This window comes from Ensifer sp. 22521 (assembly GCF_052044795.1).
Lineage (GTDB): Bacteria > Pseudomonadota > Alphaproteobacteria > Rhizobiales > Rhizobiaceae > Ensifer.
Map to the genome: position 1 here is coordinate 32,906 of NZ_JBQENM010000040.1, position 10,339 is coordinate 43,244.

The following is a 10,339-nucleotide window of genomic DNA, read 5'->3' on the forward strand; positions in this document are numbered from 1 at the left end:
CGCGACATCACTTGCCGCGCGCCTCCGCTATTGCCTGTTCGCGCAGGAACCGTCTGATAACCTTGCCCGAAGTCGTCAGCGGCAGGCTATCGACGAAGGCGATCTCGCGCGGATATTCGTGCATCGACAGCCGCGTCTTCACCCACTCGCGAACGGACGTGGCGACACGCTCGTCACCAACCACGCCGGGCCGCAGGACGACATAGGCCTTGACGATCTCGGTGCGGACGGGATCCGGCTTGCCGACGGCAGCGGCGAGTTGCACATCCGGATGACCGGCAAGGCAATCCTCGATCTCGCCGGGGCCGATGCGGTAACCCGACGAGGTGATGACGTCATCGTCCCGGCCGAAGAAGGTGAAATAGCCCTCCTCGTCCATCACGCCCTGGTCGCCCGTCGTCATCCAGTCACCGATGAACTTCTTCTCCGTCGCCGCCTCGTTGCCCCAATAGCCGAGGAACATCACCGGATCCGGGCGCTTGACCGCCACCTGGCCGACGCTTCCGGCCGGCAGTTCATGACCTTCGGCGTCGATGATCGCCACCCGGTGGCCCGGTGCCGCCTTGCCCATCGATCCAGGCTTGACGACGCCGAGATCGGCGGCCGAGGAGATGACGATGTTGCACTCGGTCTGGCCGTAGAACTCACTCACTTCGAGGCCGAGCGCCGCCTTTGCCCATTCATAGGTCTCGCGACCGAGAGATTCCCCGGCAGAACCGATGGTCCGGAGGTTGAGGCGATAGCGCTCGCGCGGCTTCTCAACCGCCTTCATCAGCCGGAGCGCCGTTGGCGGAATGAAGGCGTTGCGAACGTCCATCTCCTCCAGGATGCGAAAGGCGGTATGCGGATCGAACTTCTGCGCCGGCGATGACACGACAGGCACACCGTTAAGCAGCGACGGCAAGAGCGCGTTGAGCAGCCCTCCCGCCCAGGCCCAGTCCGCCGGCGTCCACATGCGGTCGCCGGGTTGCGGCAGGAAATGATGATGAAACTCGAAGCCCGGCAGATGGCCGAGCAGCACCCGGTGCCCGTGCAGCGCCCCCTTCGGCGGCCCCGTGGTGCCCGAGGTGTAGATCATCAGCGCCGGATCGTCCGGGCCCGTATCCACCGGCACAAAGCCTTCGGGGTCGCCGGATGCGAGTGATGAAAAGGCGATCGTCCCCGGCTGCGGCTGATCTTCCGCCAGCACGACGAGGCGCAGTTCCGGCAGCCGGTCCCGAATCGCGGCGATGCGCTCGAAGCCGAAACCGTTGGTAACAACCGCCGCGACGCCGGCGTCACGCAGCCGGTACTCGAGCGCTTCGACGCCGAAGAGCAATGCAAGCGGCAAGGCGATCGCGCCGTGCTTGTAGATCGCCGCATGGGCAATCGCCGTTTCGAAGCCCTGCGGCAGGAGAATTGCGACACGTTCGCCCGGCGCAATGCCCTCGCCCACGAGCCCTTGCGCGAAGGCAGAGGATTGTCGGGCAAATTCGCCATAGGTCAGCGCCCGATGCGCGCCATCGGAATCGAAGTGCTGGAGACAGACGCGCTCCGGCTCACGCGCCGCCCAGGCGTCGCTGACGGCAACGCCAATGTTGAACCTCTCCGGGATCTGCCATTGGAAGGCGCGGTAGAGTTCGTCGTAAGTCTCGATTCTCGGTAACATGACACTGCCATGACAGATTTCTGCTGCAGCGCACCTAACACCTTCGCAAGCGACAGTTCAATGACCGGCGCGGCAAGCACTGGCCAAGGCGCGTCCAAGCCGGAAACATCGGTCGGGGATGATGTCTGTGAATTCGGGTGGTGTGGTGGTGCCCCATGCCGGGGTCGAACCAGCACTCCTTTCGGAACTCGATTTTGAGTCGAGCGCGTCTACCAATTCCGCCAATGGGGCTCAGGGAAGTGCGATATCAGCGGCTCGGATTTACACGAAGGTTTTCACTGCGGTCAACCATCATTTTCAGCATGCCCCGATGACAATCACGAAAGCGTGCGGACCTGTCGCGGCTACCGCGATTTACAGGGCGCGCGATCCTGCCTAAGAAGGCGCCATCCAGTTTGCACTGCGGCATGTGTCGGTTCCGAGCTGCCGCCCGCGAGGTATAGATGATCGACGCCGCCACCCAATCCCGCCAGCACCTGCTGATCGCCATTGTCGTGACACTTGGCATGGCGGCAACTGTCGGCGGGGCGCTCGGCTTCGAGCATATCGGTGGCTACATCCCCTGCGCGCTCTGCCTTTTGCAGCGCGATCCCTACTACTGGGGCATTCCGGTCGGCATTCTCGCCATCATCACCAGTGCGCTGAAGCTGCCGGTGTGGCTGACACGCACGCTGCTCGCCATCGTCGGAATTCTGATGCTCGTCGGCGCCGGCATGGGCGTCTATCACTCGGGCGCCGAATGGCACTTCTGGGAAGGCCCCTCCACCTGCGCGACGACGGCACAGGGCGTGTCGTCGAATGTCGGCGATCTGCTCGGCGATCTCGATTCGAAGCACGCTCCGTCCTGCACGGAGGCCGCATTGCGGGTGCTCGGCCTTTCCTTCGCCGGGTGGAACGTGATCGCCAGCCTCATCCTCGCAGCGATCGCCCTGCGCGGCGCTGCAAAGGCGCGCTGATCTCCCTGGGCGGACTCAGGAATGCGGACACTTTCGCGCCGTAACCACCCGACACGGGTTGGCGAAGGCACGCACCTGTCCTGATCCCGCTCTGGGGCTTGATCCGGCAAGAAGGCACGAACAGCGTCAGGGCTGCAGTTCGACGTCCCAGTAGAGATAGTCCATCCAGCTTTCATGCAGATGGTTCGGCGGAAAGAGCCGGCCGTTGTTGTGCAGGTCCTGTACCGTCGGCTGGAAGGGCCTCTGGTGCGGGAACATGCCGGCCTGCTTCGGCAGCTTGCTGCCCTTGCGCAGATTGCAGGGGGAGCAGGCTGCGACGACGTTGTCCCAGGTCGTCTGGCCGCCGTGAGCGCGGGGCACCACGTGATCGAAGGTGAGATCGTCGGGCGAACCGCAATACTGGCATTCGAATTTATCGCGCAGGAACACGTTGAACCGGGTGAAGGCCGGGTGGCGCGAGGGCTGCACGTAGCTCTTGAGGCAAACGACGCTCGGCAGTCGCATCGAGAAACTCGGAGACGACACCGAATGTTCGTACTCGGCAAGGATGTTTACACGGTCAAGGAAGACGGCCTTGATCGCGTCCTGCCAGGACCAAAGCGACAAGGGGTAGTAACTAAGCGGCCGATAGTCAGCGTTCAAGACGAGCGCTGGTAAGGCCTGAGGTGAGACTGCAATCGTCAAGCGTATTCTCCTGATCGATTCGGCATCTGCACCTTCTATATTAGGCCCGTTGCAACAGGATTGTGAAGCCGGAAACAAAAATGCATGCGCTGGATTCGCTTTTTCCTTCAAGGTGTCACAGGAACAGCATCTCGGCGCATTTCCTGTGCATAATAGGCCCAGAAGAGCCGCGCAGCGACACTGCGCCAGGGCGACCAGGAGGCGGCAAGCGAATCAATTTCGCGTGCGGTCGGGCGCAATTCGAGGCCCAGCCCGTGGCCGATCGCGTTCTGCAAGGCGACGTCGCCAGAGGGGAAGACATCCGGGTGGCCGGCGCAAAACAGCAGATAGACCTCCGCCGTCCAGCGTCCCACGCCCTTGACCGCCGTCAGGTCCCGGATCGCCTCGGTCGCTTCGGCGTCGCAGATCGCATCGAGATCGATCTCGCCGCCCACCACCACATCGGCGACGCGACGCAACGCATCCGCCTTGGCGCGGGAGAGGCCGATGACGCGGCAGTCCTCATCGCTGAGCGAAATCACCCCTGATGCCGTCACCTCGCCGAGCCTCTCTTCCATCCGCCGCCAGATCGCCGCAGCGCTTGCCTTCGAGACCATCTGCGAGACGATGATGCTGGCGAGGCCTCGGTAACCGGGATTGGTTCGGCGGAGCGGCACGGGCCCGGCCCTGGCGACCACGTACTCCAGACGCGCATCGAGCATCACCAGACCGGAAAGCCCGGCTTCGATATCCTCATGTGTCCGGATGATCCGCATGACGCCTCCACAAAGCGGATGATTTTTATACGCCTTCCATGGCAAAGGGAAAGGATGCCAGACACGCCACCCGTTTTCCGCTTTGCCCCCAGCCCGAACGGCCTGCTTCACCTCGGCCATGCGCTTTCCGCGGTGCTGAACCACGACATGGCGAAGGCCGCGAACGGCCGTTTCCTGCTGCGCATCGAGGATATCGACCAGACCCGTTGCCGCCCGGAATTCGAGGCAGCGATCTCCAGGGATCTCGCCTGGCTCGGCTTGGACTGGGAGCGCCCCGTGCGCCGCCAGTCGGACCATTTCGGCGCCTATGCGTCGGCGCTTGAACGGTTGAATGAACTCGGCGTGGTCTACCCCTCGATCATGACCCGCGGCGAGATCAAGGCCGCCGTCGCAGAAGCCGAAGCCGGCGGCCGGACCTGGCCGCGCGATCCGGATGGCAGTCCGCTCTATCCCGGACGCGAGCGCACCTATTCGACCGGTGAGCGAACGGCCATGCTTGAGAGTGGCAGAGCCTATGCCTTGCGGCTCGACATGCAGAAAGCGATCAGCCTCTTCGGCAACGCCCGCCTCACCTGGAGCGAGAGCGGTGCCGGGCCGGCGGGCGAAGCCGGCATCATTGCTGCCAACCCCGCCGCCTGGGGCGACGTCATCCTGTCGCGTTCCGATGCACCGTCAAGCTACCATCTGTCCGTCGTGACAGATGATGCGCTGCAGGGCATTACCCACGTGGTGCGCGGCCGCGATCTCTATCACGCAACCTCCGTGCACCGGCTGCTGCAGCGGCTTCTCGACCTGCCGGAGCCGCTCTATCATCACCACCGGCTAATCCTTGGGCCGGATGGCCGCAAGCTCTCCAAGAGCAACCAGGATACCGGCATTGCGGCATTCCGTGCCGCCGGCCGCACCCCGGAAGAGGTCCGGGCCCTAGTCGTTTAGGTCCTCGTATTCGCGGCCCGCATCGGTGCCGCTGCGGAACTGGAAGCTGCGCCGCACCATGCGTTTGACCCGGTATTTCAGGATTGCCGCGTTGATCTCGGCGCCGATGATGAAGATCGCCGCGATCATGTAGAGGAACACGAGCACGATCATGATCGACGCCAGGCCCGCATAGGTCGAGACATAGGTGGCGAAGGTCGCGAGATAGGAGGCGAAGGCATAGGCGCCGATCGTCCAGCAGACGAGCGTCAGCACGATGCCGGGGAGCACGTCGACCACCTTGCGGTGACCGTCCGGCAGCCAGAGATGCGACACGAGCAGCCCACCGGTCAACATGATCAGGGCGAGCGGCAGGCTCCAGTTGTCGACTGTCGCCAGCACACCGCCGAGCCACGGCCACCATTCCCCGGTGTAACGCACCGCCAGCGGCACCGCGACCAGCAGGATGCTGAGCGCCGCAAGGATCAGCACGCCGGCGAGCACGAAGCCGAGGCTCGCTAACCGGGTCATGTACCAGTAACGGCTCTCGCTGACGCGATAGGCGCGGTTCAGCGAGACGCGCAGCGCTTCCACGCCGTTGGAGGCAAAATAGGCCGCGGCAAGAACGGAAATGGTCAAAAGCCCGCCGCGCGGGATCGTCAGCACCCGCACGATCTCGTCGGCGACAGGCTTGGCGATCGATTCGGGCCAGGCGTCGAAGATCAGGTGTACGGCCGTTTCGGCAAATTGATCAGCGCCGAGAAAGCTGCCGAGTGCTGTGCCGAAGATTAGAAAGGGAAAGACGGCAAGCAGCGACGACAGAGCCACATGGCTCGCCATCGCCCAACCGTCATCGAGGCTGAAATGCCAGAGCGCATCGAATACGACTTTCCAGGTGATGCGTATGAATGCTGGCATTCCATTCCAATCCTACAGGGCTCCACGACCGCGTACTCCCGCGCTGTCGTCCCGGTGCCGTTTCCTTGGCTTCACACGATCCCAACGGCGACAACGCTGGCGGGTTCCGGCTTGCGCAATTCAATTGTATCCCGCCGATGAATATGGGAAACGGAGGCAGGATTTCTACAGGAATCGATCGGATGACTGATCGCCCCACAATCATTGTCACCGGATGTTCGTCCGGGATCGGCGCCTACTGTGCGCGCGCGCTCCATGCCGACGGCTGGCGTGTCTTTGCCACCGTGCGCCGGGAAGAAGACCGCCAGTCCCTTGAAGCTGAGGGCATCGAGACCTTCCTGATGGACTATACCAAGCCGGAAACCATCGCCGCCCTGGCAGACACGGTGCTGGCGCTTTCCAGCGGACGCATCGACGCGCTGTTCAACAACGGCGCCTATGGCCAGGCAGGTGCCGTCGAAGACCTGCCGACCGAAGCGCTTAGGCTTCAGCTCGAGACCAACGTCATCGGCTGGCATGACCTGACGCGGCGGGTGATTCCGTCGATGCGGGCGCGTGGCAGCGGTCGCATCGTGCAGTGCTCCTCCATCCTCGGCATCGTTCCCTATCGCTGGCGCGGCGCCTACAACGCCTCCAAGTTTGCGATCGAGGGCCTGTCGCTCACGCTCAAGATGGAGCTTGCCGGCAGCGGCATCGAGGTGAGCCTCATTGAGCCCGGACCGATCACGTCCAAGTTCACGACCAATGCCGTTGCCTATATCGAGCGTTTCATCGATCTCAAGAATTCGGTGCACCGTGTCGAATATGAACGGCAGATGCGACGTTTGAGAGGCGAAGGCAAACCCGCGCCCGGCAAGCTCGGCCCGGATGCGGTTTATGCGGTTTTGAAGCACGCGCTGACAGCAAAGAAACCAAAACCGCACTATATTGTAACAAGGCCCGCCAGGCAGGGCGCGCTTCTGAAAAAGCTCCTGCCGGCAGCGTTGTTTTATCGCATCATCGGCCGACTTGGCTGAGTAAAAATGCAAGGAAGAATGCGATGTCTAGTTTCTTCACCGGCCTGACCCTGTTCGTCATGGGCTTGGTCGCCATAGTTTTGCTCCGCGGCCTCTTGAACATGATGAGGGGCGGCAGCGCCAGCAAATCCAACAAGCTGATGCAGGCCCGCGTGCTGCTGCAAGCGATCGCGATCGTCCTGATCATGGTAACGCTGTGGGTCACCGGCGGCGGCCGCCCGACCTAGATGACGCAATTCCGGACGCAAAGCCGTTCCACACCTTTCCTGGAATTGCCCGACCTAGATGACGCAATTCCGGACGGAAAGCCGTTTCACACCTTTCCTGGAATTGCCCGACCTAGATGACGCAATTCCGGACGGAAAGCCGTTTCACACCTTTCCTGGAATTGCTCTAGAGGACCGTGACGACAGATGGTGAAGCTCAACAAGATCTACACCCGGACGGGTGACAACGGCACCACCGGGCTTGTTACAGGTCCGCGCCGCCTCAAGAGCGACCTCCGGGTCGATGCCTATGGCGCGGTGGATGAAACCAACGCCTTCGTCGGCTTGGCGCGGCAGCACACGGCCGACATCCCGACGCTCGACGACGCGCTGATGCGGATCCAGAACGATCTCTTCGATCTTGGCGCCGATCTCGCAACGCCCGACACCGGCGAACCGCCGCAATACGAACCGCTCCGGATCGTCACAGCGCAGGTAACCTGGCTGGAAACCGAAATCGACCGGCTGAATGCCGAGCTCGAACCCTTGCGCTCCTTCGTGCTTCCAGCCGGCAGTCCTGCCTCAGCGGCGTTGCATGTCGCCCGCGCCGTCGCGCGGCGGGCCGAGCGGCAGATGGTAGCGCTCGCCAACGTCGAAGGAGAGATCGTCAGCAAAGAGGCGATCGCCTACATCAACCGCCTCTCCGATTTCCTGTTTGTCGCGGCGCGTTCGGCAAATGACAAAGGTCAATCCGACGTCCTTTGGATTCCCGGAAAAAACAGATAACGTCCGCTTCCGCATCGTTCCCAAGCCGGATTCGGGTTGAGGAACCGTGGCATGGAACGACGCTTCGGGAGAGAGCATGTTCATACCGCTTCACGATACGAACACCCTGAAGCACATCAAGGTCCAGTACGTCACGATCAGCCTGATCGTCATCAACATCGTCGTCTGGCTGATCACCGGGCCGATCGCCTCGGAAGAGTTCGCCAATGCCGCGATCCTCGGCTTCGGCTATATCCCGGCGCTCATCTTCGACTATGCCCAGCTCGATCCGTCACTGATCATCGTTCCCGATGGCTTCACCTTCGTCACCTATTCCTTCCTGCATGGCGACTTCATGCATCTGGCGATGAACATGCTGTTCCTCTGGGTGTTCGGCGACAATGTCGAAGACGCGCTCGGGCATTTCCGCTATCTCGCCTTCTATCTCCTCTGCGCCGCCGCCGGAGCCCTTGCACATGGGCTTCTCGATCCGGCCTCAGAGGCACCGCTGATCGGCGCATCCGGCGCGATCTCAGGTGTCGTCGCCGCCTATTTCCTGCTGCATCCGAAGGTGCGCGTCTGGGTTCTGGTGTTCGTCCGCATCCCGCTGCCCCTGCCCGCGGCCATTCCGCTGGCCTTCTGGATCGGCCAGCAATTCTTCATGCTGGTCGTCGATCCCGGCAGCGGCGTTTCCTGGAGTGCCCATGTCGGCGGCATCGTCGCCGGCCTCATCCTGGTGGTCATTTTGCGACGCCGCGACGTACCGCTTTTCGACCGCACCATCGTCACGCCGCGCGCCGTCCGCCACAAGGCGGAACCGGTCACGGCCAGGCAGCAGCCGGCTCCGGATGCGACAAAACCGCCGATGCCCTGGGGACGCCAGAGCTGAGCGGAGCCTGGCCTTTTCCGCCCAATCAACGCGGATCGGGCGGTTTTTCAAGGACTTGCCTGCCCCCGGCCCCGCATTGACGACCTGTAGAAGACTGGCCTCGGAACCCGCTTGCCATCCGCTTATCTTACGTGTACGTAAACGTCATTCCAATTCTCGGGATTATATCGATTTAGCGCCATGCACAGCGATTGTAATTGGAGAAAAAACGCGTATCGATGTCGCCAACCGACAATCAGGCGGCTCCGTTAAGGCGCATTTTCCTGCGAAAGCTCTTGGAGGGAAGAATCCATGAAAATACTTGTGACGGTGAAGCGGGTGGTTGACTACAACGTCAAGATCCGCGTGAAGGCAGACGGTTCGGGCGTCGAGCTTGCCAACGTGAAGATGTCGATGAACCCCTTCGACGAAATCTCGGTCGAAGAAGCGCTGCGGCTGAAGGAAGCCGGCAAGGCGGAGGAAGTCGTCGTCGTTTCCGTTGGTCCGGCCAAGGCCGAAGAGACGCTACGCACGGCCCTTGCCATGGGCGCCGACCGCGCCATCCTGGTTGAGACCGAAGACCAGGTCGAGCCGCTCACTGTGGCCAAGATCGTCAAGGGCGTCGCCGAAGCCGAACAGCCGGGCCTGATCATCGTCGGCAAGCAGGCGATCGACGACGATTCGAACCAGACCGGCCAGATGCTGTCGGCTCTGCTCGGCTGGGCCCAGGGCACCTTTGCCTCCAAGGTCGAGATCGGCGATGGCAAGGCAACCGTGACCCGCGAAGTCGACGGCGGTCTGCAGACCATCGACATCAAGCTGCCGGCAGTTGTCACCACCGACCTGCGCCTCAACGAACCGCGCTACGCCTCGCTGCCCAACATCATGAAGGCGAAGAAGAAGCCGCTCGACAAGAAGACCCCTGCGGACTTCGGCGTCGACACCGCTGCCCGCCTCAAGGTGCTGAAGACCGAGGAGCCGTCGGGCCGCAAGGCCGGCATCAAGGTCAAGTCGGTCGCCGAGCTCGTCGAAAAGCTCAAGACCGAAGCCGGCGTGCTCTGATTTAAGGAAGGGAGATATCATCATGGCCATTCTTCTTCTGGCTGACCACGACAGCAACCACCTTTCCGACCAGACCGCCAAGGCGCTGACCGCCGCCTCCAAGATCGCCAGTGGGACTGGAGCCGATGTGCATGTGCTGGTCGCCGGTAGCGGCGCCAAGGTGGCAGCCGAACAGGCGTCCAAGCTCGCAGGCGTTGCCAAGGTGCTCGTCGCCGACGACGCCTCGCTTGCCAACAACCTCGCAGAGCCGCTGGCAGCCCTCATCGTATCGCTCGCCGGCAACTACGACACGATCGTCGCAGCGGCGACCTCTGTCGGCAAGAACGTCATGCCGCGCGTCGCAGCGCTGCTCGACGTCGCCCAGGTCTCGGAAATCATCGAGGTCGTCTCTTCCGACACCTTCAAGCGCCCGATCTATGCCGGCAACGCCATCCAGACGGTACAGACGACGGAAGCCAAGCGCGTCATCACCGTGCGCACCGCCTCCTTCGCCTCTGCCGCTGAAGGCGGTTCGGCTGCGATCGAAAGTGTCGCGGCTGCCGCCAA

General features: G+C 62.6%; 11 protein-coding genes, 1 tRNA gene and 1 pseudogene. 8 read left to right on the forward strand and 5 right to left on the reverse strand.

From position 1 onward, the window contains the following. Positions 1-7: 7 nt before the first annotated feature. Together ACTJKE_RS34090 and ACTJKE_RS34095 are read right to left on the reverse strand one after the other, a co-directional pair. Entirely contained in the window at positions 8-1,648 is a 1,641-nt protein-coding gene (locus ACTJKE_RS34090; RefSeq protein WP_057254782.1) for an AMP-binding protein, read from the reverse strand. 146 nt (positions 1,649-1,794) lie between these two features. Then, positions 1,795-1,879, reverse strand: a tRNA-Leu gene (locus ACTJKE_RS34095). A gap of 212 nt (positions 1,880-2,091) precedes the next feature. Between ACTJKE_RS34095 and ACTJKE_RS34100 the strand changes: the two genes are divergently transcribed. Continuing rightward, a complete protein-coding gene (locus ACTJKE_RS34100) occupies positions 2,092-2,604 on the forward strand; it encodes a disulfide bond formation protein B (RefSeq protein WP_058325825.1) in 513 nt (170 codons plus the stop codon). Between the two features lie 126 nt (positions 2,605-2,730). Here ACTJKE_RS34100 and ACTJKE_RS34105 read toward each other — a convergent pair whose 3' ends face one another. Together ACTJKE_RS34105 and ACTJKE_RS34110 are read right to left on the reverse strand one after the other, a co-directional pair. Further along, positions 2,731-3,288 (reverse strand): HNH endonuclease, encoded by a 558-nt coding sequence (locus ACTJKE_RS34105; protein ID WP_034797858.1) that lies wholly within the window; start codon positions 3,286-3,288, stop codon positions 2,731-2,733. A 107-nt stretch (positions 3,289-3,395) separates the two neighbouring features. Beyond that, positions 3,396-4,043: a DNA-3-methyladenine glycosylase family protein gene (locus ACTJKE_RS34110; protein WP_057254780.1), complete on the reverse strand. Its 648-nt coding sequence runs from the start codon at positions 4,041-4,043 to the stop codon at positions 3,396-3,398. A gap of 54 nt (positions 4,044-4,097) precedes the next feature. On the opposite strand from ACTJKE_RS34110, the gene gluQRS reads away from it, so the two are divergent. Continuing rightward, the gene (gene gluQRS / locus ACTJKE_RS34115; RefSeq protein ID WP_057254779.1) at positions 4,098-4,979 is read left to right on the forward strand and encodes a tRNA glutamyl-Q(34) synthetase GluQRS; all 882 of its coding nucleotides are present in this window, start codon (positions 4,098-4,100) and stop codon (positions 4,977-4,979) included. Here the strand turns inward: gluQRS and ACTJKE_RS34120 are convergent. Continuing rightward, complete coding sequence (locus tag ACTJKE_RS34120) at positions 4,968-5,876, reverse strand: YihY/virulence factor BrkB family protein (RefSeq protein WP_058325826.1); 909 nt, start codon at positions 5,874-5,876, stop codon at positions 4,968-4,970. The genes gluQRS and ACTJKE_RS34120 overlap by 12 nt on opposite strands. A 182-nt stretch (positions 5,877-6,058) precedes the next feature. Here ACTJKE_RS34120 and ACTJKE_RS34125 point away from each other — a divergent pair, with 182 nt between their 5' ends. The 6 genes and pseudogenes from ACTJKE_RS34125 to ACTJKE_RS34150 form a co-directional block, all read left to right on the forward strand. Continuing rightward, positions 6,059-6,892 carry an SDR family oxidoreductase gene (locus ACTJKE_RS34125; RefSeq protein ID WP_113513428.1) on the forward strand — a complete coding sequence of 278 codons (834 nt, stop codon included), beginning with the start codon at positions 6,059-6,061 and terminating at the stop codon, positions 6,890-6,892. Positions 6,893-6,915: 23 nt separating this feature from the next. Beyond that, positions 6,916-7,119: a twin transmembrane helix small protein gene (locus ACTJKE_RS34130; protein ID WP_057254776.1), complete on the forward strand. Its 204-nt coding sequence runs from the start codon at positions 6,916-6,918 to the stop codon at positions 7,117-7,119. A 186-nt stretch (positions 7,120-7,305) separates the two neighbouring features. Further along, positions 7,306-7,884, forward strand: coding sequence for a cob(I)yrinic acid a,c-diamide adenosyltransferase (locus ACTJKE_RS34135; RefSeq protein WP_058325828.1), 579 nt, complete (start codon positions 7,306-7,308; stop codon positions 7,882-7,884). A 76-nt stretch (positions 7,885-7,960) separates the two neighbouring features. After that, positions 7,961-8,752: a rhomboid family intramembrane serine protease gene (locus ACTJKE_RS34140; RefSeq protein WP_058325829.1), complete on the forward strand. Its 792-nt coding sequence runs from the start codon at positions 7,961-7,963 to the stop codon at positions 8,750-8,752. A 291-nt stretch (positions 8,753-9,043) separates the two neighbouring features. Beyond that, the gene (locus tag ACTJKE_RS34145; RefSeq protein WP_057254773.1) at positions 9,044-9,793 is read left to right on the forward strand and encodes an electron transfer flavoprotein subunit beta/FixA family protein; all 750 of its coding nucleotides are present in this window, start codon (positions 9,044-9,046) and stop codon (positions 9,791-9,793) included. Positions 9,794-9,815: 22 nt separating this feature from the next. Then, positions 9,816-10,339: pseudogene (locus tag ACTJKE_RS34150) on the forward strand (electron transfer flavoprotein subunit alpha/FixB family protein); the annotation flags it as partial.